At 72.9% G+C, this 23,804-nt stretch carries 22 protein-coding genes; 5 read left to right on the forward strand and 17 right to left on the reverse strand.

Features of this window, described 5'->3' with window-relative positions:
* Positions 1 to 2 precede the first annotated feature (2 nt).
* Genes OG774_RS21180 through OG774_RS21195 form a run of 4 tightly spaced genes read right to left on the reverse strand, consistent with a single transcriptional unit; the run spans position 3 to position 4,648 of the window.
* Positions 3 to 1,067 (reverse strand): cobalamin-independent methionine synthase II family protein, encoded by a 1,065-nt coding sequence (locus tag OG774_RS21180; RefSeq protein WP_328304062.1) that lies wholly within the window; start codon positions 1,065 to 1,067, stop codon positions 3 to 5.
* A complete protein-coding gene (locus OG774_RS21185; protein ID WP_328304064.1) occupies positions 1,060 to 2,091 on the reverse strand; it encodes a cobalamin-independent methionine synthase II family protein in 1,032 nt (343 codons plus the stop codon). The genes OG774_RS21180 and OG774_RS21185 overlap by 8 nt, the downstream gene beginning before the upstream one ends.
* Complete coding sequence (locus tag OG774_RS21190; RefSeq protein WP_328304066.1) at positions 2,088 to 2,918, reverse strand: inositol monophosphatase family protein; 831 nt, start codon at positions 2,916 to 2,918, stop codon at positions 2,088 to 2,090. The genes OG774_RS21185 and OG774_RS21190 overlap by 4 nt, the downstream gene beginning before the upstream one ends.
* Entirely contained in the window at positions 2,915 to 4,648 is a 1,734-nt protein-coding gene (locus OG774_RS21195) for a PEP-utilizing enzyme (RefSeq protein WP_328304068.1), read from the reverse strand. The genes OG774_RS21190 and OG774_RS21195 overlap by 4 nt, the downstream gene beginning before the upstream one ends.
* 159 nt (positions 4,649 to 4,807) lie before the next feature.
* Between OG774_RS21195 and OG774_RS21200 the strand changes: the two genes are divergently transcribed.
* Both OG774_RS21200 and OG774_RS21205 read left to right on the forward strand, forming a co-directional pair.
* The gene (locus tag OG774_RS21200; protein WP_328304070.1) at positions 4,808 to 5,767 is read left to right on the forward strand and encodes an AraC family transcriptional regulator; all 960 of its coding nucleotides are present in this window, start codon (positions 4,808 to 4,810) and stop codon (positions 5,765 to 5,767) included.
* A gap of 153 nt (positions 5,768 to 5,920) precedes the next feature.
* A complete protein-coding gene (locus tag OG774_RS21205; protein ID WP_328304072.1) occupies positions 5,921 to 7,123 on the forward strand; it encodes a DUF998 domain-containing protein in 1,203 nt (400 codons plus the stop codon).
* Here OG774_RS21205 and OG774_RS21210 read toward each other — a convergent pair.
* From OG774_RS21210 to OG774_RS21220, 3 genes are read right to left on the reverse strand one after another with little or no spacing between them, the layout of a single operon-like run.
* Entirely contained in the window at positions 7,116 to 8,024 is a 909-nt protein-coding gene (locus tag OG774_RS21210) for a vWA domain-containing protein (protein ID WP_328304074.1), read from the reverse strand. The genes OG774_RS21205 and OG774_RS21210 overlap by 8 nt on opposite strands.
* Positions 8,025 to 8,072: 48 nt before the next feature.
* A complete protein-coding gene (locus OG774_RS21215) occupies positions 8,073 to 8,966 on the reverse strand; it encodes an AAA family ATPase (RefSeq protein WP_328304076.1) in 894 nt (297 codons plus the stop codon).
* A complete protein-coding gene (locus OG774_RS21220; protein ID WP_328304078.1) occupies positions 8,963 to 9,787 on the reverse strand; it encodes a mycofactocin-coupled SDR family oxidoreductase in 825 nt (274 codons plus the stop codon). Before OG774_RS21220 ends, OG774_RS21215 begins: the two co-directional genes overlap by 4 nt.
* 136 nt (positions 9,788 to 9,923) lie before the next feature.
* Between OG774_RS21220 and OG774_RS21225 the strand changes: the two genes are divergently transcribed.
* Complete coding sequence (locus OG774_RS21225; protein WP_328304079.1) at positions 9,924 to 12,185, forward strand: M20/M25/M40 family metallo-hydrolase; 2,262 nt, start codon at positions 9,924 to 9,926, stop codon at positions 12,183 to 12,185.
* Here OG774_RS21225 and OG774_RS21230 read toward each other — a convergent pair.
* The 4 genes from OG774_RS21230 to OG774_RS21245 are packed head-to-tail and all read right to left on the reverse strand — an operon-like array spanning position 12,182 to position 13,939.
* Positions 12,182 to 12,718, reverse strand: a complete 537-nt coding sequence (locus tag OG774_RS21230; protein ID WP_328304081.1) for a nitroreductase family protein — start codon at positions 12,716 to 12,718, stop codon at positions 12,182 to 12,184. The genes OG774_RS21225 and OG774_RS21230 overlap by 4 nt on opposite strands.
* Positions 12,715 to 13,026 carry a DUF6092 family protein gene (locus OG774_RS21235; RefSeq protein ID WP_328304083.1) on the reverse strand — a complete coding sequence of 104 codons (312 nt, stop codon included), beginning with the start codon at positions 13,024 to 13,026 and terminating at the stop codon, positions 12,715 to 12,717. The genes OG774_RS21230 and OG774_RS21235 overlap by 4 nt, the downstream gene beginning before the upstream one ends.
* Positions 13,027 to 13,044: 18 nt before the next feature.
* Complete coding sequence (locus OG774_RS21240) at positions 13,045 to 13,344, reverse strand: antibiotic biosynthesis monooxygenase family protein (protein ID WP_274196411.1); 300 nt, start codon at positions 13,342 to 13,344, stop codon at positions 13,045 to 13,047.
* Between the two features lie 10 nt (positions 13,345 to 13,354).
* Positions 13,355 to 13,939: a YdeI/OmpD-associated family protein gene (locus OG774_RS21245; RefSeq protein ID WP_328304087.1), complete on the reverse strand. Its 585-nt coding sequence runs from the start codon at positions 13,937 to 13,939 to the stop codon at positions 13,355 to 13,357.
* Between the two features lie 31 nt (positions 13,940 to 13,970).
* Here OG774_RS21245 and OG774_RS21250 point away from each other — a divergent pair, with 31 nt between their 5' ends.
* Positions 13,971 to 14,171, forward strand: a complete 201-nt coding sequence (locus OG774_RS21250) for a hypothetical protein (protein ID WP_328304089.1) — start codon at positions 13,971 to 13,973, stop codon at positions 14,169 to 14,171.
* On the opposite strand, the gene OG774_RS21255 is transcribed toward OG774_RS21250, so the two are convergent.
* The 3 genes from OG774_RS21255 to OG774_RS21265 form a co-directional block, all read right to left on the reverse strand.
* Positions 14,145 to 14,783: a TMEM175 family protein gene (locus OG774_RS21255; protein ID WP_328304091.1), complete on the reverse strand. Its 639-nt coding sequence runs from the start codon at positions 14,781 to 14,783 to the stop codon at positions 14,145 to 14,147. The genes OG774_RS21250 and OG774_RS21255 overlap by 27 nt on opposite strands.
* Positions 14,784 to 14,799: 16 nt before the next feature.
* The gene (locus OG774_RS21260; RefSeq protein ID WP_328304094.1) at positions 14,800 to 15,342 is read right to left on the reverse strand and encodes a YbhB/YbcL family Raf kinase inhibitor-like protein; all 543 of its coding nucleotides are present in this window, start codon (positions 15,340 to 15,342) and stop codon (positions 14,800 to 14,802) included.
* Between the two features lie 86 nt (positions 15,343 to 15,428).
* Positions 15,429 to 16,082: a hypothetical protein gene (locus OG774_RS21265; protein ID WP_328304096.1), complete on the reverse strand. Its 654-nt coding sequence runs from the start codon at positions 16,080 to 16,082 to the stop codon at positions 15,429 to 15,431.
* A 554-nt stretch (positions 16,083 to 16,636) separates the two neighbouring features.
* On the opposite strand from OG774_RS21265, the gene OG774_RS21270 reads away from it, so the two are divergent.
* Positions 16,637 to 17,122 carry a hypothetical protein gene (locus OG774_RS21270; protein ID WP_328304098.1) on the forward strand — a complete coding sequence of 162 codons (486 nt, stop codon included), beginning with the start codon at positions 16,637 to 16,639 and terminating at the stop codon, positions 17,120 to 17,122.
* Here the strand turns inward: OG774_RS21270 and OG774_RS21275 are convergent.
* The 3 genes from OG774_RS21275 to OG774_RS21285 are packed head-to-tail and all read right to left on the reverse strand — an operon-like array spanning position 17,119 to position 23,742.
* A complete protein-coding gene (locus OG774_RS21275; RefSeq protein ID WP_328304100.1) occupies positions 17,119 to 20,280 on the reverse strand; it encodes a DEAD/DEAH box helicase in 3,162 nt (1,053 codons plus the stop codon). The genes OG774_RS21270 and OG774_RS21275 overlap by 4 nt on opposite strands.
* Complete coding sequence (locus OG774_RS21280; protein ID WP_328304102.1) at positions 20,261 to 21,559, reverse strand: ATP-binding protein; 1,299 nt, start codon at positions 21,557 to 21,559, stop codon at positions 20,261 to 20,263. The genes OG774_RS21275 and OG774_RS21280 overlap by 20 nt, the downstream gene beginning before the upstream one ends.
* Positions 21,556 to 23,742, reverse strand: coding sequence for a TerB N-terminal domain-containing protein (locus OG774_RS21285; RefSeq protein ID WP_328304104.1), 2,187 nt, complete (start codon positions 23,740 to 23,742; stop codon positions 21,556 to 21,558). Before OG774_RS21285 ends, OG774_RS21280 begins: the two co-directional genes overlap by 4 nt.
* Positions 23,743 to 23,804 lie beyond the last annotated feature (62 nt).

The following is a 23,804-nucleotide window of genomic DNA, read 5'->3' on the forward strand; positions in this document are numbered from 1 at the left end:
ACCTACGACCAGACGAGGTCCGCGGTGCGCACGACGGTCTCGAGCTTGCGTCGCTGGTCGTCGGCGGAGAGCTCGTTGCCCTCCCAGGTGCTGGCGAAGCCGCACTGCGGGCTCAGGGCCAGACGGTCGAGGGGCAGGTGCTCCGCCGCCGCGTCGATCCGTCGGCGCAGGTCGTCGACGTCCTCGAGCTCGGGGTGCTTGGTGGTGACGAGGCCGAGGACGACGGTGCTCTCGGGCCGCACGTGGCGCAGGGCGTCGAAGCCGCCGGCGCGGGCGTCGTCGTACTCGAGCAGCAGCCGGTCGTAGCGGGCCTCGGAGAACAGCACCTCGCCCATCTCGTCGTAGGGCACCGTGCTCTCGAACATGCTGCGGTAGTTGCCGCGGCAGATGTGGATGCCGGTCACCACGTCGTCGGGCAGGCCGTCGAACACGCGCCGGTCGGTGCGCAGGTGCGCAGCGAGCTGGTCCGCCCACCGCGCGGGGTCCGGGAACATCAGCCGGTTGTCGAGGAACGTGTACTTCGGGGCGTCGAGCTGCAGGTAGCGCACGCCGGCGCCGACCAGGGCGCGGGCCTGGCGCTGGAGGATCGCGACGAGGTCGTCGAGGAACTCCTGCGGGTCGGCGTAGGCCTGGTCGGAGACGCCCGGGGTCCAGTAGCTCAGGAAGTTGGTGGGCACCGGCAGGGTGACCTTGACGGGCCGGTCGGCGTGCGCGAGCACGAACGCCGCCTCGACGTCGACGAGGCTCCCGCGCTCGGTGAGGCGCGACGCCACCACCGGCGAGGTGTGCGAGGCGGTCCGGCCGTCGGGCGCGGTCCAGGTGCGCGTGAAGCCCTCGGGGTCGAAGCCGTCGGCGATGTCGAGCACCGGGCCGTGCCAAATCCGGCGTCGCATCTCGCCGTCGTTGACGACCGGCAGCCCGACCTCCTGCTGCAGGGCCAGCGCGTCGCGCACCGCCCGGTCCTGAGGCGCCCGGAGATCGGACGTCCCGGCGAGCATGGCGTCGCGCAGCTCGGCCGGGCGCAGGAGGCTGCCGACCGTCTCGGCGCGCCAGGAGACGTCACCCATCGCGGCGCACCCTCCTCGCAGCCTCCGCGGCGGCGGTCATCTTCGCCATCGCGAGGTTCCGCGGCACGCGCCGCAGCCCGCAGTCGGTGGAGATCTCCAGGGCGTCCGGGTTCCGGTACTTCAGGCAGGTGTGGAGACGTTCGACCAGGTCGTCGGGGGTCTCGGCGTAGTGCGTCTTGATGTCGACGAGACCCGCCGAGAGGATCCGGCCCGGGTCCCACTGGCCGACGAGGTCGATCTCGGCCATCTCGCGCCCGCCGAACTCCAGGCTGAAGCCGTGGACGTTCGCGTCGAGCAGCGTCGGGAAGAGCCACCGGTAGGTCCGCTTGGCGTAGGGCAGGCGCCGGAACGAGCCGAAGCAGATGTGCACGGTGAAGGTGCAGTCGTCGAAGCCGTCGACCACCCTGTTGATGATCTCGACCATCGACGCCGGGCTCCGGTCGTCGTCGGCGACGGCCGGCGTGATCGGTTCCTCGAGCTGGATGTAGTCGCAGCCGGCGTCGAGCAGCTCGCGGATGTGCCCGCGCAGCGCCGGGACCAGCGCCTCCGCGCACGCCTTGCGCGACGGGTAGACGTCGCGGAAGTCCAGCTCCGTGGTCATCCCGTACGGCCCGGGCATGCCGACGCGCGGACGCCGGTCGGTGGCCGCGCGCAGGAAGCGGTACTCGCCGACGAAGTCCCACATCCACGCGAGCTCCTCGAGGGGCTCGGTGACCTTCCAGACGTCGAGCATGTCGTAGCCCAGCGCGCCGAGCCGCCGTGGCGCGGGCTGCAGGACCAGGCCCGGCAGCGCGGCGGTGATGTTCTCGATCCAGCCGCGCCTGCGGTGCTCGCCGTCGGTGACGATGTCGAGCCCGCAGCGCTCCTGGTCGGAGATCGCCAGGCGGCAGTAGTCGTCGTAGAGCTCCTTCTCGTCGTCGGGCCCGAACCGCCCGGCGGCCTCCGCGGGCTCGACGACGTCCCACCAGCCCGGGCGCGCCCAGCCACCCGTGGTGGTGACGGCCAGCTCCGTGTTGACGGTCATCCGCCCTCCTCGAACTGCATGCCGGTCGCGGCGACGAGCTCGTCGTGCACCGCGCCGTTGCTGGCGACGACGTCGTAGCGCGACGACGCGTCTCGGGTCCGGCCCTCGAAGTCGGTCACGCGCCCGCCGGCCTCCTCGATGAGCAGGCGCCCGCCCGCGACGTCCCAGGGGTTCATGTCGCGCTCGACGTAGCCGCCGAGGTGACCGGCGGCGATGTGGGCCATGACGAGCGCCGGGGCGCCGGGGAAGCGCACCCCGGCCGAGACGGTGAGCATCGCCCGCATCAGCCGGGCGAACTCGGCGATCACGGCCGGGTCGGACGACTGCGCCTGGACGATGACGACGACCTCGGCGACCTTCTCGGCGGCCGCCACCCGCAGCGGACGCCCGTTGCAGGTCGCCCCGCCGCCGCGCACCGCGCGGTAGAGCTCGTCGCGCAACGGGTCGTACACCGCGGCGACCACCGGCTCGCCCCCCACGGTGATCGCCACGGCCGTCGCGAACCACGGGAAGCCGTCGATGTAGGCGCGGGAGCCATCGAGCGGGTCGACCCACCAGACCAGGCCCTCGGACGCGACGCCGGTGTCCGACGGCGACTCCTCGCCGACCACCACGTCGTCGGGGCGCTCGGCCGCGATCGCGGCGAGCACCGCCTCCTGCGCGGCGAGGTCGGCCGAGGAGCTGACGTCGACGCGCTCGTCCTTGAGGGTCACCTCCAGGACGCGGTCCTGGTACTCGAGCAGCACCGCGCCGCCGGCCCGGGCGGCGCGCTCGGCGGTGCCCGCGAGGGATTCCAGATCGAGGGCTTCGAGATCGAGATCCGTCACGCCAGCACCTCCACCACGCCGCGGTCGCCGTCGATGCGCACCCGGTCGCCGGTGCTGATCGTCGACGTGGCGACGCCGGTGCCGACGACGCACGGGATGCCGTACTCGCGGGCGATGATCGCGGTGTGGCTCAGGGTGCCGCCGGTGTCGGTGACGCACCCGACCACCAGCCCGAACACCGGCGTCCACTCGGTGGTGGTGCCGCCGCAGACCAGGACGTCGCCGTCGCGGACCTGGTCGATGTCCTGCGCCGCGCGCACCACGCGGGCGGTGCCGACGACGGTGCCGCGCCCGGCCGCGAAGCCACTCAGTGATCTTGTGGTGCCCTGCGCCTTGATCGTGGCGAAGTACTCGGGGGTCAGCCCGAAGAGCTCGGTCATGATCGGGTCGTGGACCGCGTCCGGGACGCTCCCGACGACGGGCGGCAGCTCGCTGCCCCGGGCCGACCAGTGGTCGTAGTAGTCGCGACGGGCGACGACGAGCGCCGGCGCGTCCGAGGGCCCGCCGCCGGCGAGCATATCGAGCAGCTCGTGGCGGAAGAGGAAGAACACGTCCTCGCGCGCGGCGAGACGCCCGTCGGCGACGAGGCGGTCGGCGACGGCCAGCGTCAGCCGGCGCACCGGCAGATGGATGCGCCGGTCGATGAGGAAGTTGTGCTCCTCGTTCCACCACACGAAGTTCGCGGACCGGTTGGAGGCCAGGGCCTGGTCGAAGGCGACGCGCCCCTCCTCGGTGAGGGTCGCGCGGGCCTCGTCGACGAGCCGGTCCCGCTCGGCGAGCACGTCCCGGCGGGCGGCGGCGAAGTCGTGGCCCTCGGGCCGGGTGAGGAACTCCCGGATCGACGCCAGCGGGGTGGCCGGGTGCTCGGCCCACGACGGCCGGTCCATCGTCGCGGTCTCGTCGGTGCGCTGGCCCCACACCGCGAGGAACGCCTCGAACTCCGCCCACCACGTCGCGCCCTGCGGTGCGGCGTCGAGCGCCGCCCGGGCGGCCTCGACGGTGGGCTCGGTGAGGGCGAGGGCGACGTCCAGCTCGCGGGCCCGCCCGGCGAGGCGCCAGAGCTCGGCGTCGGTGTGCAGGTACGACGTCTCCTCGCCGGCGAGCCACTGCGCGATCTGCCCGGTGTCGAGCCCGAGGTCGGTGGCGAGCTGGAAGAAGCCGACGTAGTTGGCCGCGAGCAGGTACATGACCTCGAAGTGCACGCCCCACCCGCGGCGGTGGAAGGCGTGGGCGTCCTTCAAGGCGTCGTGCAGCTCGTCGAGCGACAACGCGTCGACGTCGAGCCCGTCGAAGTGCGCGTACGCCGCTTCGAGCTCGGCGCGGTAGCCCGCCCAGTACGTCCCGAAGTCGGCGAGGCGAGGGCCGGCGAAGGCACCGAAGCGCTCGGCGCGCGCACCGATCTGCCATGGCGAGGTGATCGGGCACTGGCCGAGGTAGACGTGCACGCCGGCGATGCGGTTGACCATGCCGGCGGTGGGCGGGATGCCGACGATCTCGGCGCCGTACTGCGTCCCCCAGGTCTGGGCGTCCTCGAGCAGGCCCATGCTCGCGGGGGTGATGCCCTCGGAGAAGTGCTGCGAGTCGCGCATCCAGAACCGCGACTCGTCCTCGCGGGTAAAGGGCGCCAGCGGTTCGGCGAGGAACGGCCGGGACTCCAGGCGCGGCTCGTAGCCGGGGTAGAAGTCGCCGTCGGCGTACTCGCCGAGCGGGATGACGGTCTCGTTCGACACCGGCGTCACGTCCTCGTGGTTCAGCGGTGGTCGCGAACGTACGAGCGGGTCGCGCGGGCCGGTAGCCGCTTCCGGCGGGGGGACGTCCTCTTACGGCGGACCTTGACACCCGGTCGCCGTCCCAGTGGTCTGGGTCACTGCGCGAAGGGAGGTGCTCTTGTGGCGGCAGTGCTCCGGGGCGGGTTCCGCACCGACGACCCCGAGGACGCCCACGAGCGCACCGAGAAGCTGATGACCGGCCACCGGATGACGGTCGACCGCCGCGGTGCCCCGTTCCGCGCCGACGTCGGGTGGGTGGGCGGCGACGGGCTGGGCCTGCTGCGGTTCTCCTACGGCGCCGCGGTCGAGATCCGCTCGCACCCCCTCGACGACTTCGCCACCGTGCACCTGCCGTCGCGCGGCGGCTTCCGCGCCGAGCACCGGGGCATGCGCGTGCGCGCCGACCGGACGACCGGCGCGGTGTTCTCGTCGTCCGGGCCGCTGACGATGCAGTGGGACCCGGGCCTCGAGCTGCTCGTCCTCAAGATCGCGCGGGACGACCTCGAGCGCGAGCTCGCGACGCTGCTCGGGCGCGCGCCCGAGCGGCCGGTGGCCTTCGACCTCGAGGCACCCCGGGTCCGCGGGGCCCTGGGCGGGCCCGCCGAGCTGGTCCGCAGCACCTGCGCCGCCGCCGGCTCCGAGGGACCGCCGGCACGGGTGTGGTCGTCGCTCAAGACCCTGGTGTGCACGACGCTGCTGCTCGGCCACCCGCACTCGTTCAGCGACGCCCTGCGCACGCCCGCCCCGCCGGCGTCGTCGACGGTCGTGCGCCGCGTCCTCGACCGCGCCGCCGAGGACCCCGCGTCCCCGCCGACGGCGCCCGAGCTCGCCCGGCTCACCGGGGTCAGCGAGCGCACGCTGCGCACGATCTTCCACGCCGAGTTCGGGATCGGGCCGGTCACCCACCTGCGACGACGGCGCCTCGACGCCGTGCGCGCGGACCTGCTCGCCCTCGACCCGGGCGCCGCCACGACGGTGGCCGACGTCGCCCACCGCCACGGCTTCGCCCACGCGGGCCGCTTCGCCGCCGAGTACCGCGCCCGCTTCGGCGAGACGCCGAGCGCGACCCTGGGCCGCTGACGACCGTGTCCCGAGGACACGGTTCGTCATCCGGAGCCTGGACACCGGGTTGATGCTGGGCACACCGGAGGGGTGACGGCGCAGCGCGGGGTGTGCCGCCGCGAGATCATCGGGTAGTCGCCGCGTCGACACGGGCGGAAGGGGCTCCGAGCGATGGCAGTGGTGACCACGGAGGCTCCTCGCGAGCGCCTGCGAGGTCCGGTCGTGGTGGCGCTGGCCGCCACGGCGCCCCTCCTGCTGGTCGTCGGCGGGCTGGTCGCGGAGTCCGTGCAACCGCCGGGGACCTACGACGCGGTGGGCCAGACGGTCAGCACGCTCGCCGGCCGGGGCGCGACCGACCGGTGGATCATGGCCACGGTCCTGACCGCCATGGGCGTGATCTACCTGGCCGTGGCGCTCGGACTGCGCCACCTCCCGCGCCCGGCTCGCCTGCTCCTCGGTGTCGGCGGCGCGGCCGTGGTCGTCGCCGCCCTGGCCGCCCAGCCGGCGCACGGCAGCTCCACGATCCACATGACGGCAACGGTCACCGGCCTGCTCTCCTTCATCGCCTGGACGATCCCGCTCGCCGCCGACCGCGGCCTCGACCCCGGCCTGCGACGGGACTCGGTCGTCGCGCTCGCGCTCATGGCCGCGGCGCTGGTGTGGCTCTGCGCACAGGCCTGGACCGACGGCACGTGGCTCGGTGCCGCCGAGCGCGCGATCCTCCTGGTGCAGACGGTGTGGCCGGTCCGGGTCGCGGTCGCGTCGTGGCGTGGACCCGTGGGCCGGGCGTGGGGCGGTGTCGGGTGGACGACGCTCGCGCTCGCGGTGCTCGCGCCGGCGGTGCTCGTCGTCGGTCTCGGGGCCGCCCAGTCCGCGTGGCCCGGGCCCGAGCCGTGGAACCAGTCGCTGAGCGCGCTCTCCGGTCTCGCCGCGACCAGCCGGTGGATCATGGCAGCGACCCTCGGGGTCGCCGCGGTGCTGCACGTGCTCGTCGCGGTCGGTCTACGAACGCGCATCCCCTCGGCCGCCTGGGTGCTCCTCGGCACGGGTGGGGTGCTGCTCCTGGTCACGGCGCTGAACCCGCAGCCGGTCGGCGGCTACTCCGCGGTGCACATGGTGGCGGCCGGTCTGGCGTGGCTGGCCTACTCGCTCTGGCCGCTGGGGCTCGCGTTCTCGCCGTCGATGTCGCCGTGGCTGCGGCGGGGATCCGCGATCGTCGTCGTCGTGCTGGCCGCCCTCGTGGCCTGGTTCACGGTGCAACTGATCACCAGCGGCACCTGGTACGGGACGTCGCAGCGCATCGTGATGCTGGTCCAGTCGGTGTGGCCGGTCGTGGTGGCCGCGGCGCTGCTCACGCACCGCCCCGTCAGGTGAAGATCCTCGTCAGGGCCGGCGCCGCGTCGGTGTGATCGCGCACGGGCCGGCACCGGCCCCGGCCCGCGCGCGCGAGGTCGCGGCCGAGCTCGACGTCGCGCTCGCCCGAGACGTCGAGCAGCACGTCGAGGCGCGGCAGCCGGGCGGCGATGCCGCGGGGATCGGGGCCCGCGTTGTGCACGGCGTCGGAGAGCAGCAGCACCCGCGCGTCGCGCGTCCCGCCGACCATCCGCGCCGCGGTGGTGAGCGCGAAGGCGAGGTTGGTCAGCCCGCGGGTGGGCACGCGCAGCAGCAGGTCGAGCACCGCGAGTGGGGCGACGCGCTCGCCGGGGCGCACGAGCACCGCGGCGTCGGACCAGAACGCGAGCACCGCGAGCCGGTCGCGACCCAGCTCGCCGGCCAGCGCGCCGACGGTGGCGGCCGCGGTCAGCGCGCGCTCCCCGGTCATCGACCCCGAGACGTCGACGGCGAGCACCACCGTCCGCGCGCTGCGACGACGCTCGCGGACGATCAGGTCCTCGTCGGTGGGCATCGGGTTCGCGGCGAGCACCTCGAGGGTCGCGTCCAGGTCGAGGTCGTCGCCCGCGCCGTGCCACCGGGCGCTGACGAGCTCGCCGGCCGTCCCCGTCGCGTCCGCCTCGTCGGGCCGGCGCAGGGCGAGCCGACGGGCGATCCGTCGCAGGCGCTCGCGGGCGACGGCGTCCCCGGGACGGTCACCCAGGTCCTCCAGCGGCACCACCTCGGCGGGCTCGTCCAACGCCCCGGGCGCGGTCGGGCCACCGGCCGAGCGGTCGCGACGACGCCGGCGCCGGGTGCCGTCGGAGAGCACGAGCCCGCCGCCCGCACCGTCCCGCTCGTAGAGCGCCGGCTCCTCGCTGAGCTGCTTCGGTCTCCGGCGCAACGGCCGCCTCGCCCGCCGGGTGACCGGTCCCTCGGCCGCGACCTGCTTTCAACCCGGCTCGGCGCGCGCCGGGTCGAGCACGAAGTACGACTCCCAGATCGAGCGCAGCACGTCCTCCGGCGTCGCCTCCACGACCTCGTCGAGGTGGATGCGCCCCGAGAGGGCGAGCAGCATCCCGTCGAGGACGAGGTCGGGGTACGCGTCGGTGTTGCCGCGCAGCCGGGTCAGGCGGTCGACCACGAGCGCGAGGTCGATCGCCCCGCGCACACTGCTGCCCTGCCGGATCGCCTCGTGCTCGCGGGTGGCCCGGGTGAGGGCCACCGCGTCGGCGATCAGCTGCGGCTGCTCCAGGTCGGTGCGGGCCGCGACGATCGCCCGCTCGGCGGTCGCGTCCTGGTAGCCGATCGCGAGGCGGCACAGCCGGTCGCTCACCGACGTCGAAAGTCGCGTCGTGCCGATCGTGTCGTAGGGGTTCATCGTCGCGACCACCCGGAACGACGGCAGGGCCTCGACGGTGCCGACGCGCGGCACCGCGATCCGGCGCTCGGCCATGGCCGTGAGCAGGGTGTTGAGCGTGTCCTCCGGCGCGCGGTTGAACTCCTCGACGTAGAGGAAGCCGCCCGAGCGCATCGCGTCGAGCAGGGGCCCGGGCACGAAGGTGTCCGCCGAGTAGTCCTCGCGCAGCACCCGCGCCGGGCTGTGGTGGCCCACCAGCCGGGTCGGGGTGAGGTCGGCGTTCCCCTCGACGAACACCAGCGGCACGTCCCACTCCGCGGTGATCGCCGCGAGGATCGTCGACTTCGACGTCCCCGGCGGGCCCTCGAGCAGCACGTCGCGCCCGGCCGCGACGGCGGCCAGGAGCAGGTCGAGCTCCCGCTCCCGGCCGACCACCCGCGCGGCGACCTTCTCCCGGACGTCGGGCAGGCGATCCAGTTCCGTCACTTGACGCTGAACCCCGCGTCGACCGGCAGGGTCACGCCGCTGACGTAGCGCCCGGCGTCGCCCACCAGGTAGAGGATCGCGTTGGAGATGTCGACGGCCTCCACCATCTCGACCGGCAGGAGGTTGGCCAGCGCGTCGCCCTTCTCGGGATTCTCCGCCATCCACTTCTCGAGCTGCGGGTTCACCACCATCGGCGTGTTCACGCCGGTCGGGTGCACGGTGTTGACGCGGATGCTGTGCGGCGCCAGCCAGTGCGCGAACGTCCGCATCAGGCCGACGACGCCGTGCTTGGCGGCCGCGTAGCCGCTCATCGCCCCGCCGCCGTCGCCACCACGCCCGGACAGGCCCTGGGTGGAGCTCGTCAGCACGATCGCTCCGCCGTCGCCCTGCTCGATCATGCGCGGCGCCGCGACCCGCACCGTGTTGTAGACGCCCGTGAGGTTGATGTCGATGACGTCCTGCCAGCCCCGCTCCTCGTCCTCGGGCTCGCCGCCGACCTGGTTCGCGATGCCCGCGTTGGCCAGGATGATGTCGACCCGGCCGAGCTCGGCGACCCCGGCGTCGAACGCTTCCTGCAGCCCGCGCTTGTCGCGGACGTCGGCCTGGCGGGTGACGATCCGGCGGTCGAGGTCCTCGACCTCCTTCGCGGTCTGCGCGAGGTCCTCGGGCGTCGACATCGCGTACTGCACGGTGCCGACCTGCTCGCAGAGATCGACGCCGATGATGTCGGCGCCCTCCCGCGCGAGCCGTAGCGCGTGGCTGCGTCCCTGCCCCCGCGCTGCCCCGGTGATGAAGGCGACCTTCCCGTCGAGCTGTCCCATGCTCGCGGCTCCTTAGCATTCGACATCGGTGTCCTCTCCACCGTGACCCATGCCACCTCGATCACGCCACGGCCGGACGGCCGATCTTGTTGGTCGTGTCTGGCGGGCGACCCGCCGGTGCGGCACGGTGCTCGCCGTGTGGGGTCGCCTCCTGGCCGTGGTGCTGCTCGCGGTGATCGGCGTCTACGCCGTGCTCCTCGAGCGCCCGCCCGACCCGGCGCCCGCCTCGGCCCCGCCCGCCGAGTTCAGCGCCGACCGGGCCGTCTCCGTGGTCGACCAGCTCGCCCGCGAGCCGCGTCCCCTCGGCAGCCCGGCGTCCGACGCGGCCCGGGACGCGCTGGTCGGGCGGCTGGCGGCCGAGGGTCTCGCGCCCCGGGTCGACGCGACGGCCTCGCTCGCCGCCGAGGAGGGGCAGGCGCGGGCCGCGCGCGTCGAGAACGTCGTCGCCACCCTGCCCGGCACCGACCCGACCGGCGCCGTCGTCCTCATGGCCCATTACGACTCGGTCGCCGCCGGGCCCGGCGCGGCCGACGACATGTCGGGCGTGGCGACGATCCTCGAGACCGTGCGGGCCCTGCGCGCCGGCCCGCCGCTGCGCAACGACGTCACCGTCGTGCTCACCGACGGCGAGGAGGTCGGGCTGCACGGCGCGCGGGCGTGGGTGCGGGAGCAGCTGCCCCCCGATCGCCCGACCGTCGTCCTCAACTGGGAGGCCCGGGGCGTCGAGGGACCGTCGCTGCTGTTCCAGACCTCGCCGGGCAACGCCGGGCTGATCGACGCGTGGGCCGCGAGTGTGCCCCACCCCCGGGGTGACTCGTCGGCGGTCGAGGTCTACCGCTTCCTGCCCAACGACACCGACCTCTCGCCCGTCCTCGACGCCGGCCGGCCCGGCTTGAACGCGGCGTTCATCGAGCGGCCATACCAGTACCACACCCCCGGCGACACCCCTGCGAATCTCAGCCGGGCCTCGGTGCAGAACCACGGCGGCAACGCGCTCGCGCTGACGCGGGCTCTGGGCGCGCGGGACCTCGCGCCCCTGGACCCCGCCGCCTCCGGCGCGCCCGTCGCCGGCGACCGCACCTACTTCATCGTGCTCGGCCACCTCGTCACCTACGACAGCATCTGGGCCTGGGCGGTCGCCGGGCTGGCGCTGCTGCTGGTCGTCGTGCTGATCGTCGTCGCCCGGATCCGGCGGAAGGCGACGATCGGGGGCGTCCTCGTGGGCGCTCTGACGTACGTCGTCTCGCTCGCCGTCGCCGTCGCGGCGGGGATCGGCTTCTGGGCGGCGCTCGTCTGGATCCGCCCCGCGTACGCCGACATCGGCCCGTTCCTCGGCCGGCCCACGTTCTACGAGATCGCGGCCGGGGTGCTGGCGTTCGCGGTGACGACGCTCGCGGTGAGCCTGCTGCGGCGGCGGCCCGGAGGCGCGGCCCTGTGCGCGGGCGCCCTGCTCGTGCTGGCGCTGCTCTCCGCCGCACTGGTGGTGGTGGCGCCCAGCTCGGCGTTCCTGCTCGCCTGGCCGGTCGCGGGCCTCGCGCTGGGGCTGACGATCGTCCTGCTGGCGGGGGAGCGGCTCTGGCTGGCGGTGCCGTTCCTCGTGCTCGGCGCGGTCCCCCTCGTGGCGCTGCTGATCCCCTTCGCCGTGGCGTCCTTCGACATCGCGGGGATCTCCGACGGGCTGTCCGTCGCGGTGTTCGTGCTGGTCGGCGTGCCGGTCGGCGCGGCGCTGTCCGCGCTGCCGCAGCCCGGCGCCGTGCGCGGCTACGCGCTGCCGATCCTCGCGGTCGTCTGGGTGCTGATCCTCGGCGCCGGCGGCCTGTTCCTCGACCGTGCCGACGCCCGCACCCCCTACGGCAGCAGCCTCGCCTACGTCCTCGACGCCGACCGCGGGGATGCCCGGTGGGTGACGGCCGACGAGGCCCCGGCGCCGTGGATCCGGAGCTACGCGGGTGGCGCGCCCGTCGCTCTGGACGGGTGGCCGTCCGACGAGCTCGTGGGCACCGGGCCCGCGCCGCCGCTCCCCGTCCCCGGCCCCGTCGCCACCGTGCTCGAGCGGACGCCGACGGGCGTGCGGCTGCTGCTGAGCTCGCCGCGCGGCGCGCCGACGATGTTCCTGCGCGGCGAGCGAGGCGGCCCGATCACCGTGCTCTACCCCGGCCGCCCGCCGTTGTCGGCGGACCCCGGTCCCGGCCCGCTGGACCTGCGCCTCGACGACGTCGGGCGCGAGGGCGTCGTGGTGGACGTGGCGATCCCGGGGCCGGTGGCGCTGCGCGTCGACGACCAGACCCTCGGCCTCGGCGCGGTGCTGAGCTTCACCCCGCGCCCGCCGGAGCTGCGCCAGGCCCGTGGGAACGAGAGCGACGTCGTCGTGGTGTCGCGGGCGGTGGCGGTGCCTTAGAGGTCCCCGGGCACCCACTGCGTGAGGTCGCGCCAGGTCAGCCTGCGGTTCGGGCTGATCGGTCGCGGCTGGTCGTCGGCGGGGTGGCCGAGGCAGACGATCAGCACCGGGTCCCAACCGTCGGGCAGGCCGAGCGCCTCGGCGACCGCGGCGTGGCTGAACGAACTCACCGGCGCCGCACCCAGGCCCACCGCCTGCGCGGCGAGCAGGATCGTCGCCGTCGCTGTGCCGACGTCGATCCACGGTCCGGGCGCCTCGGGCCGGAAGCCGTACTGCTCGGAGAGGCCGCGGTCCACGCAGATCACGATCGCCGCGGGTGGGCGGGGGATCATGCCGGGCGACACCATGCGCAGCACCCGCAGCGTGCCCGGGTGGGTCGTGGCGACGTAGCGCTGCAGGTGCCGGTTGCCGGCCGTCGGCGCCCAGCGCGCGGCGTCGAGAATGGTCTCGACGTCGGCGCGCTCCACGGGCTCGTCGGTCATCGCCCGCGTGACCCGCCGGCGCCGGATGGCGTCGAGCACGGGGTCGGTCACGTCTCGGCCCCGTACCGCGCGCTGAGGTGCGCGGCCAGCGACCGGCAGGTCGCGTCGAGCTGCTCGACGTACGCGGTGCGCTCCCGCGGCACGGCCAGCAGGGGCATGTCCGCCAGCGGCCCGGACAGCGCCTCGGCCGTCGCCGCCGAGGAGCGGGGACCCATCGCCTCGGCCAGGCGGTGCGCAGCGGTCAGCAGGCGCATCGGCCCGTACTCGGCCGCCTCGTCCACCTGGGTCCGCGCCGCGGTGACGAGGTAGGCGAGCAGTTCCAGCGCGTCGTCCTCGTCGAGGACCCAGGGTGCGGTCACCCCGTCATCCTGGCGCGCTCAGGCGCGCTCGTCCGAGACGACCTCGTACCAGCTCATGTCGCTCGGACCGTCCTGCAGACCCTCCATGCGCTCGCGCGTCTCGAGGAACGCCTCGTCGGAGTGCCACGCCTCCCACGCCGCGCGGGTGGTCCAGGTGCCGATCACCGTGCGCTCGTTGGGGGCGTCGAGCGGGATGACGAGCTGGTTGCCCACCCAGCCCTCCTTGTCGCGGGCGGTCTCGAGACGGTCGCGCATCGCGGCGTCCCACTCCGGCTCGCGGCCGGGCGTGAGGGTGACGTGGGTGATGACGGTCATCATGACGTCCCGGCTACCCGCCAGCGGGCCGCGGGAACGCGACGTCCCCGACCGCCGCGCGCTCCGCGACCTGGGCGACCCGCCCCGCCCGCGTCGCCGGCCGCTTGGCCTCGGCGACCCACGCGAGCATCGCCCGGCGCTTGGAACGGCCGAACGCGTCCCACTGCGCGCGGGAACCGGGGTGGGCGTCGAAGGCCTCGGCAAGGTCGGGTGGGACCACCAGGTCCTCGACGTCGTCGAGCATCGTCCAGGAGCCGTCGGCCTTGGCGTCGTCGATCAGCGCGCGCCCGGGGGGTGCCATCTGACCCGACGCCTCGAGCCGTTCGATGCGCTGCTTGTTCGAGCGCGCCCAGCCGCTGCCGCGCCGGCGCGGGGCGAACCACATCATCGAGCGCTCGTCGTCGAGCGAGCGGTTGGTGCTGTCGATCCACCCGAAGCACAGGGCCTGCTCGACGGCCTCCTCGTACCCGACGGTCGGGCGCTGCGTGCGCGCCTTCCAGGTGACGAGCCACACGCCGACGCCACGATCGTGGTGCTCGGCGAGCCAGGCCCGCCACGCGTCGATGTCCTCGGGGTGCACCTGCTCGCCGGTGACCATGACCGTCCTCCCGCGCGTACCGTCCGGCGTCGTGGTGGCACCGGGTCCCGACCGCAGCGGCCGCCGCACCCGTCTGCGTCTGATCGTCGCGATCGGGAGCCTGCTCGGTGCCGCGGCCGTCGTCTACGGGCTGGTCGTGTCGTTGTGGGCGCCGGTCGTGCTGGGCGCGGTGCTGCTGGCCGTCGCGGTCTACAGCGCCGTCGTCCTACGGGGTCTGCGTCGACGCTCCTGACGGCCGGCGACGCTCCCCGAGCCTGTCGGCCAGCAGGCCCAGCGGGAAGGCGAGCGCCCAGCTGATGCGCGCCCACATCGGCGAGACGAAGGCGAGCGGGATCGAGGGCAGGAACGCCAGGACGATGGCCCCGGTGCCCCAGTACTTCTCGTGCGCCCACCGCCGGGCGCGCTCGCTGCCGGTCACGCCGTCCCGCTCGGCGCAGAGCCACATGAACAGCGAGCTCAGCGACGTCGCGATCAGCGCGAGCGCGTAGATGATCGTCCCGGCCGCGCTGTCCCCGTCGCCCAGCAGCGCGGTGGGGAAGGGCAGGAGCACGACGAAGAAGAGGAAGACGAGGTTGCCGACGAGCATCTTCGGGCCCGCGGCGGTCATCATCCGCAGGTCGTCGTGGTGCAGCAGCCAGAAGCGCCCGATCACCGCGAAGCTCAGGAAGAGCGCGAGGAACTGGTGCTGCAGGGCGAGCAGGTCCTCGACGACCTGACCGTCCCGGATCTGGGCCTCGGTCAGCGGCAGGATCAGCAGCGTGATCGCGATGGCGAAGATGCCGTCGCTGAACGCCTGGACACGGTCGAGGGTCGGCGGTGGTGGCTTGTCCTCGTCGTCCACCACCGACGCCCCCTGGGTGCTAGCCGCTGATCTCGTAGGTCGGGGTGATGATCGCCCGCCCGATGCTGTGGAAGAAGAGATTGAACCCGAGGAACGCCGGAGTCGCGTCGGCGCCCACGCCGAGGTCCTCGACGTCGACGGCGTGGACGACGAAGAAGTAGCGGTGCTCGCCGTGCCCGGCGGGCGGCCCGGCACCGATGTAGCGCTTGGCGCCGGCGTCGTTGGGGAGGGTGATGGCCCCGTCGGGCAGCAGGCCCTTCTCGGGGTCGCCGGCGTCGCGCGGCAGGCTCGTCGTGGAGGCGGGGATGCCGGTGACCGCCCAGTGCCAGAACCCGCTCGCCGTCGGCGCGTCGGGGTCGTAGCAGGTCACGGCGAAGCTCTTCGTGCCCTCGGGCGCGCCGGACCACTCCAGCTGCGGCGAGACGTCCTCGCCCCCGGCGCCCATGATGCCGCTGACCTGCGCGTTCGGGAGGGTCTGACCGTCGGTGACGTCGGAGCTCGTCACGCTGAACGAGGCCACGTCGGGCAGGAACTCGTAGGGATCGGGCGGCTGGTGGGACACGGTGGTGGCCTCCTAGGTCGGGCGTGCTTCCGTTGGCGCAGTACCCCGCACCTCGGGTCGCGCACGCCTTCCGGGCCGGCGGCTGGTCAGAGAGCCGCCGGTGCTGTCGCCCTGTCCGTGGTGGTGGCCGCAGTCGGCGCGACGAGCAGCGCCACGCCCATCACCGCGAACCAGAGCAGGCTGCTGAGGGCGGCGACCAGGGGCAGCCAGAGGTGCAGCAGCGGCAGGATGCCGAGCACGCCGGCGCCGGCGACCCACGTCGGCAGGGCCTTGGACCGGTATGCGACGAGCGAGGTCGCCAGGATCATCGCGGCCGCCCCGATCTGCGCGTAGTGGTAGCTCCAGACCGACAGCGCGAGCAGCGGCTGGGCGAGGGCGGGCAGGACGATCTCACCGAACCGGACGACCGCCGCGGGATAGGCCACCTCGGCCGCGAAGCCTGCGGACGTGAGGGCGAAGAAGAGCACCCCGCCGGCGAGGGTGACGTAGACCGCCCCCGACGGGCCTGCGGCCCGGCGCAGCACGTGGACCAGCACCGCGAGGAACACCAGCCCCAGCAGAACGTGCAGCATCGGCAGCGACCCGTTGGCCGTGACGAACCAGGACGCGCTGTCGTAGTAGCCAGCGGCCTCCTCCGGCGTGCGGGGCTCGTCCGGAGTCCCCACGAGATACGCCGGGATCATGGCCAGCGCGGCCAGCACCCCACACGCCCCGCCGATCTTCGTCTCGGTGCTCGTCATGGCCGTTCCCCTCCGCGCTCGTGTGACCCGTTCATCCCACTGCGGCGCGACGATCAGTGACAGGGCCTCGGCGCGAGATCGCCCGTTCGTGTTCTCGGAGGAGTCGCAGGGCCCATCACGCGTCGGCGGCTCGCGGCGCCACGCCGGTGCGGTCGAGCTGGAGCTCCGTCTCGCCGGGCTTCGCCGTCCGCACGGCGTCCTCGAGGTGGACGAGGAAGAGCCGCCAGGCGGCCTCAACCGGCTGGACGTCGGGCCAATGACGCCCGCGTCCGGAGCCGCCGCGCGCAGATGGTCCCCGAAGCTCGTTGCGGTGATGTGGAGGCGGAGCGGCACGGGGAGGGGACGGTGATCGAACTCGGTGAGGACGACCAGTCCCCGCATGCGGTCCTCGTCGACCGCGCCCTCGGCGGCGAGATAGCCGACGAGCTGCTCGTAGAGCTCCGCGTCGCTCGGTTCCACCACGTGTCTCCTCAGCTGGGTCACGTGTCGGGCAGCGCTCGAACGGTTCACTCGATCTTTGCGCCTTCGCTCGGTCCGGCAGCTACCGTCGCACCGTGCGGCTGGTGGCGGTGGTCCCGACCCGCACGCTTGCGGACGGCGAGTGCGACGGCGTGGTCACCGGCGGGCTCGCCGGACTTGGCTTCGCGCTGCGGGTGACGTCGACCGCGGCCGCGTCGAGTGCTGGCGTGACGCAGGAGGGCAGCCCCGTCCCCACGCCCACCGTCGCGGGCACGGTGCGCCTGCCAGGCACCGAAGTGCCGCCCGTCCTCGACGCAGGGTTCGTCCAGCCCCTGCTGGCAAGTTCCGACGAGCGGTGGCCGGCGGACGCGATGCTCGCCGTGACCGGGCGCCTGGTCGTCGAGCCCTACCTCTGGGCCGCCGACGGCATGCTCTGGCCGCTCCTTCCCGACGCCGTGCGCATGTGGTCGGTCGACCGCATCCGCCGCATCGGGGAGGAGGGCACCGAGGAGCTGGAGAGCCTGCCCGGACCGTCGGGGCTGGACCACGGGGCGGCCTACCTGCTCGAGCTGGTCTCTTAGGTCGAGGCGGTCGGAGCGATCAGGTGGTGGGTCCGCTCGACAACGTCGAGCTGACGCAGCGTCTCCGCTGTCGAGTCCCGGTCAGCGAGGACCCGACGGTGGACGTCGGAGACGTCGCTGAGCTCCCACGTCCTTGCCACGCCGACGAGGTGGTCGAGCTCGACGCTCGTGATCTCCCCGTCCTCCAGCGCCCACGTCAGCGCCTCGGCGTAGGCGGCCTCGCCGGCCGAGGTCCACGTCGGCGAGCTGCTCGCGAGGCGAGCGCTGGGGTGCGATCGCGGCGCCGACCGACCTGACGGCGCGATCGCCGGCCACGCCACTGGCAGGTGGCGACGCGAGATACCCAGTTCGACGAAGGACGCGGCCTCGAGGAGACCCAGCTGGGCCCGGAGCAGCGCGGACGTGGCCAGAGCGTCCTCGCGCGCGCTGTGGGCGTCGACGAGCGCGATGCCGTGCGACGCGCACGCCTCAGCGAGCGACCGACCCGCTGCGGAGCCGGTCGTGTCGACGAGCGCCATGGTGCACAAAGCGGGCAGCGGCGGGAGCGGATGGCCCGCCCTCGCGAACTCGGCATCCAGGAAACTGAGGTCGAAGGGTGCGTTGTGGGCGACCACCACCCGTCCCTCCAGCCGAGCCGCGATGTCACCCGCCACCTCGCCGAAGGTCGGCGCACCGATCACGTCGACCATGTCCAGCCCGTGGATCCGGGTCGGGCCGACGTCGCGGCCCGGGTCGAGCACCGTGTGCCAGAAGTCTTCGACACTGCCGTCCGGTCGACAGGTCACCACCGCGATCTCGACGATGCGGTGCCCTCGCCCGACCGCGAGGCCGGTCGTCTCGACGTCGATCACCGCCAGCGGGGTCGTCCCGCGCTTGACGAGGGGGCCTAGCGTGCTCGCGTCTGCGGGGGCCGCGAGCTTGGGGACGCTGACCGTCGAGGACGGGCGAGCCGACTCTCCCGCGGATCGCGACCGCAACCAGTCCCACGTTCCCTCGACGTCGAGCGCCCGTGCCGCGTAGGCCCGGTCGAGCAGCGGCGCCGAGAGCACTTCGTCCCACTTCTCCACGCGCTTGTCCGGCACGGTCGCGGCGAGGTCGAGCGGTTCAGGCGGAGCGGCCCCCGCCAGCCTCCCCATGATCTTGTCGACGACGTCCTCGGTCGCCTTTGCCACGATCGCGACGCCCTCCCGGTCCGCGTCGACGCCCGCGTGGCGCAACACGACGCGCAGGGTGTCGAGGACGCGGTCCCCTCGCCAGGGGAAGATCATCGTGTGGCGGCCCCAGCCGACAAGGTCTCGCTGGTGCAGCTCGAGCTTCGCGAACATCGAGCGTCCCTCGGCCAGCAGCGTCCGTCCGGGTTCGTCCAGGTATTCCGGCACGACGTCTCCGAGGTAGAGCGCCCGCATCTCCTCGCGCACCCGGTCGTGCACACGTGCAGAACCCGTCACCGGGAAGCGGGGTGCCGTCCCCGTGACGTCGGCGACGACCTCCACCTCGCTCACGTTCTCGTAGACCGCGATCACCCGCCAGCGTCGTCCCGCGAGGACGAGGCCCGAACCGGGTGCGAGGGCACTGCCGGCGTCGATCGAGCCGATCTCCCGGCCCTGCGCGAGCACCCGGAACACCGCGGGCGTCTCGAAGGCCGCGAGAAATGACCAGTCCTCGATCTCCCGCTCGCCGCGCTTCGCCGGGAGCAGCAATCCGTCCGACGAGCTCATCAGGAGGTCGGCGTCGTTCATGGCAGTGAGCAGTTGGGCGAAGGTCTCTCCGTCGACGACGAACGGGCCTCCGCCGCCTCTCCCGTCGCTGCGCTCATGGCTCGAGCACAGCACGGACTCAGCCTGGTGCGGGTAGACGCCACCGTGCTGTGCCGTCAGCGAGAGCACCTGCTGGACGAGGGTCGAGAGGTGGAGCCCGCCGGTCTCGGGCGGCTCACACCAGTCGTGCTCGAGCACCAGCTCCATCATCGCGACAGCCTGGACGAGGTCCGCACGAATCGCCTCGTGCGGCGCGGTGCCCGACGTCAGGGCTTCCTCGCTGACGTACGTCCGCAGCACGGACCGCTCGCCGGGCCGGCGCCCCGAGCGTCCCCAGCGTTGACGCAGAGCAGCGACCGAGGGAGGACAACGGATCTGGGCCACCTCCTCGACCTGCCCGATGTTGATGCCCATCTCCAGCGTGGAGGTGCAGATCGCGGTCGCGGGTTCGGCGCTCTTGAGACGGTCTTCGACGGCCTCACGCTCGGCCTTCGCGAGGCTCCCGTGATGGGCAAAGAACTCGTTGGGGACCCGGACTCGTTCGCACTCCTGACGCAGCCGGTCGGCGTAGAGCTCGACCTCCCGACGGGTGTTGGTGAACACGAGGTTGGTGCGGCCGCGCATCGTCCGGTAGACCCGGTTCGCCACGGCCGACACCCCGCCGGTCTCGCGGCCGCTGATATGGCCGCGCAGCACCGTGGCTCGCGGTCGCTGCTGGTCAGCGCCCTTGATGACCTCGACGTGGTCGCCGCGCCCGGGTCGCAGGAACTCCGCGCCGATCGCGAGGTCGCCCATCGTCGCCGACAGTCCGATCCGTGGAGTCCGCCGTCGGGCCAGGAGGTCCAGACGATGCAACAGGGACGCGAGCTGGGCGCCACGCGCTGAGCCCGGGAAGGCGTGCAGCTCGTCGACGACGACGAAGCGCAGCGCCCCCAGCAGGCTCTTCACGCTGTCCCCTCGCAGGCAGAGCAATCCCTCGACTGACTCCGGGGTGATGAACAGGACGCCCGCGCGGTCGCGCCAGACCCGCTTCTTGCGGGTGGCGGTGATGTCGCCGTGCCACGCGTGGACGGGCACGTTGAGGTCGGTGCACATCCCCTCGAGCCGTTCGGCCTGGTCGTTGATCAGGGCCTTGAGCGGGGAGATGGCGAGGACCTCGACACCCCTCGGCGTCTCACCGCGCTCCCGGCTCTCGACCAGGGCCGACAGGATCGGCAGGAAGGCCGCCTCGGTCTTGCCGCCCGCTGTCGACGCTGTGACGAGAACGTCGGGCTTCGCGGCAAGGATCGGCTCGACCGCGCGGGACTGAGCGTCCTGCAGGTTCTTCCAGCCCTGCTCGTAGACCCATTTCTGGACTGGGCGCGCGAGACGCTCGAAGGCTCTATCGGACGACGAGGTCATCGTCGTCCAGGGGTGCCAGGTCTGGGTTCTCCTCAGTTGCGACCGTGGTGTGGCCGAGGACCTCACGCCAGTCGCGATCCGGGTTCTGCTCGAGCAATGACAGCAGATCGCAGAACGCCTTGATGGTCGTGCGCGGGGTGCGGAAGTACGCGTCACCGATCTGTTGCCGACAGTGGGCCATGAAGGTGTCCAGGGCCTCGTCGGGCACCAGGTAGTGCGCGGGATCGCCTGAGGCGTAGACGTGGCGCAGGTTCTCGAGCAGCACGTGGAAGTCCTCGGGTGTGAGCTGATCGAGGCGCAGCACCGGACCCGAGTAGTCGACCAGCCCGTTCGTCGCGAACTGGTTCTCCGAGAGCCGACCCGCCAGCGCTCCATAGGAGTAGAGGCCGCGCCGAGAGTCGGTGAGGAAGTCCGGGGTGCCGCCGAACAGGAACCCGATTCCCTCTGCGCTGCCCTGGTGGCAGTCGTTGACGATGCGCAGGATCTGCTCGTAGTTCGCCTCGCGACTACCCTTCTGCGCGATCTTGTAGAGGTTGACCATCTCGTCGAGGCAGACGAGCAGCCCCTTGTAGCCCGCGAGCCGCACGAAGCGGGCGAGCAGCTTGAGCTGGTCGTAGAACGAGTCGTCGTCGACGATCGTGCGTACGCCGAGGTCCGCACGCGCCTCCGTCTTCGTGGAGTACTCCCCGCGAAGCCAGCGCACTGCGTTGGCCTTCAGCGTGTCGTCGTCGGTGTCGTACCCGCGCCAATACTTCTCGATCACGATGGCGAAGTCGTAGCCGCCGACCAGCTCCTGGAGGTCCTCGAGACGTGACTTGATGACGCGACTAGGGCTCGTGTCGGTCCTCTTGGCTTCGTCCATCGCCTGCGTCACGAACCGTTCGACGACGCCCGACAGCGCCCCTTCCGGCTTGGTCTGAGTGCCGGCGTTGCGCATCAGCTCGGTGTACAGGCCACGAGCCTGTCCGCCACTGGAGGCCAGTCGCCGCCCGGGGTTCAGGTCGGCGTGCAGCGTCACCAGCTTCCGCTGCGCTGCGACCGCGCGGACGAGATTGAGGAAGAACGTCTTTCCCGATCCGTAGTCCCCGATGATAAATCGGGCTGCGGTGCCGCCGTCCGCGATCCGATCGACGTCGCCGAGCAGCGCGTGCACCTCGTTCGCACGACCGACCTGGATCAGGTGCTGGCCGGTCCGGGGCACCACCCCGGAGCGGAGCGACTGGATCAGAGCGGCGCGCTCGCGGGGCTTGATCTTCGCGGCGCGGGCCGGGGCGGTCATGCGCACATCTCCTCGTAGATCGCCGAGTCGACCATCACCGACTCGTCGCCGAGCACCTCGATCACGAGTTCATCCGTGAGGTCGAGGGCGGCTTCGTTGATGACGTCCAGCGCTCCGTCGGGGAGCACGCCGAACCGGGCCGCCGCGCGCTCCAGGTCCGGCCGGGTCATTCGCTCACGGCTGGCGAGGTCGCGCAGCAGAGCGGAGTGCGCCGTGTCCAGGGCGGCGAGGGGGGTGGGCCCTGCAGCCTCAGTCTCAGGCTCGGCGTCGACGGCGTCGTGCTCGTCGGCGGCGAAGATCGCTCCGAGGAGGTCCTGCACCGCGCTGTTCGAGCGTTGTGTGGCGCGGAGACGGCTCTCGTCGAGGGCGACGAGCCGGTCGGGCGCGTCATCGGCGTCCTCGAGGGCCGGCTCGGTGGACACGGCCGTGGACGCCGCCTCCGCCGGCGCGCTGGGTGGCGCGGACTCGTCGCCCTCGTCTGGACTCGTTGGAGTCAGAACGAACAGGGAGTCGCCGCCCGAATCTTCGTCTGCTGCCACGGGCTCCAGCGCGAAGAGCTCGGCCGGCTCTGCGCTTGTGGGGGTGGTGTCGGCCGGCAGGAGATCGGGCGGGGGCGGGGCGGGAGGAACGAGGGCGCCGAGGCGATCGTCCACCTCGCCGGGATCCAGTGCGAGGAGTTCGTAGACCGCGCGCACGGTACGGCGCTCGTCGTCGGTGACGACACCGTCGACCTGCGCGACGTCGAGCAGGTAGGACCCGATTCCTCGGCGCTGCTCCTCCGCGAGCACGACCACCCGCGCCGCGACGTCGTCGAGATCAACGTTGCTGGTGGTCAGCAGGACGCGGTGGGCGTCTAGCCGCACCCGCTCGGCGTCGGTGAGCCCTTCGACGCGGTGCACCTGCTCGACGAGGAGCGCCTGCTCGTGCTCGTCCACTACGCCATCGGAGGAAGCCACGGCTGCGCAGAGTTCAAGGGTGACGAGAGCCGCCGCGTAGGCCTCGGACGGGCTCGTCACCGGTACCCCGGCCTGGCGGAACAGGACCGCTGGCGAACGACGGCTGATGGGACGACCACCGAAGCGCACGTCTGGCTCGATGCCGAACCCGTTGCGGTCGAGGACCTGGGCGAGGGCGACCGAGTCGCGGCGCTCGACGTCGTCCTGGCGAGCGGCCTCAAGCCAGAGGTTCAGCAGCGGTACGCAGTCGGCGATCGCGGTGTGGTCCTCGCCGAGGACCGTTTCCGCGTAATCGACCAGAGGCTGTGCCGCCGCCTCTGCTGGAGATCCGGCAAGGAGGGGCGCGGGAAGCACAGCCGCTGCGTGCACCGTCCCTATCTCCTCGGGATGGCTCGTCGCCCATCGCACGTAGGAAGCCAGCTCGGATTCGACCTGCTCGTTGATGTCGGTGAAGAGTCGCGCGGGGGCAGGGGTCAAGAAGACGTCGGAGGCGTCGTCGACCGTGAGCTCGAGCGGCGTCGGCAGACTCGGGTTCGCGGGTCTGTACTCGAGTGTCAGTCGGCGCCGGCGAGGCTTGGCGAGGAAGCCGTCGGAGAAGCGCTCGGAGAAGCGGTTCCGCCACAGCCGTGCGAACTCGTCGGGGAAGCGCCGCGCGGCGTCGCGGCGAGGCAGGTCGGGGTGGTACCAGGCCCACGCGAGCGCCCACTCGGCGTCGATCGGCTCGGAGCCGAGGGCCCGGCGGCCGAGCTCGACCTGGAGCTCATCGGGGACCGGCTGGTCGTCGAGGGCTGGCGACATCGTCGGTCGAGGGTGTCCGCCGAGCATCTCGGCGACCCTCGCCACCTCGGGGTCTGCGCCATAGACGCCACCGAGCTCGGCGGCCTCGCGTCGGAGCTGTGGATCGTCGTCACCGTCGACGAGCATCCGGCGTTCGAGGCCGTAGAGGTGCAGGAGCGCCCAGGTGGCAGGTGCCTGCGGCGCCCGCCGACCTGTGCGGTGCCAGATGAGGAAAGCAGCCCGCGCGGCTGGCGTCAGGTCGCCGTAGTGCGGCGGCCGAGTGACCGATGCGGCTGGCCAGTCCGGCGCGCTGAGATCAACGGGGAGGTTGGGGTCAACGGCTTCGGGAGTCGTGGCCCCTCCGACGTAGGCGCCTTCGAGTGCTGCCCCGGCGACCTCGACAGGCGTGTCGACACCAACCCACTCGCTCGCGGTCGCGCTCGCCGTCACACGCCCCCCTCAGCGTTCGCTGGCTTGCCGATCGTGAGCCCCACCGTGCCTGACGACGACCT

Source organism: Actinomycetospora sp. NBC_00405 (genome assembly GCF_036044095.1).
In the GTDB taxonomy this organism is placed as follows: domain Bacteria; phylum Actinomycetota; class Actinomycetes; order Mycobacteriales; family Pseudonocardiaceae; genus Actinomycetospora; species Actinomycetospora callitridis.

Coding starts and splice junctions, on each gene's coding strand:
- OG774_RS21245 (WP_328304087.1), bottom strand. CDS start 13,939: ATGGTCACCGGCGAGCAGGTGCACCCCGAGGACATCGACGCGTGGCGG.
- OG774_RS21265 (WP_328304096.1), bottom strand. CDS start 16,082: ATGACGAGCACCGAGACGAAGATCGGCGGGGCGTGTGGGGTGCTGGCC.
- OG774_RS21240 (WP_274196411.1), bottom strand. CDS start 13,344: ATGATGACCGTCATCACCCACGTCACCCTCACGCCCGGCCGCGAGCCG.
- OG774_RS21275 (WP_328304100.1), bottom strand. CDS start 20,280: ATGACCTCGTCGTCCGATAGAGCCTTCGAGCGTCTCGCGCGCCCAGTC.
- OG774_RS21280 (WP_328304102.1), bottom strand. CDS start 21,559: ATGACCGCCCCGGCCCGCGCCGCGAAGATCAAGCCCCGCGAGCGCGCC.
- OG774_RS21185 (WP_328304064.1), bottom strand. CDS start 2,091: ATGACCGTCAACACGGAGCTGGCCGTCACCACCACGGGTGGCTGGGCG.
- OG774_RS21205 (WP_328304072.1), top strand. CDS start 5,921: ATGGCAGTGGTGACCACGGAGGCTCCTCGCGAGCGCCTGCGAGGTCCG.
- OG774_RS21180 (WP_328304062.1), bottom strand. CDS start 1,067: ATGGGTGACGTCTCCTGGCGCGCCGAGACGGTCGGCAGCCTCCTGCGC.
- OG774_RS21220 (WP_328304078.1), bottom strand. CDS start 9,787: ATGGGACAGCTCGACGGGAAGGTCGCCTTCATCACCGGGGCAGCGCGG.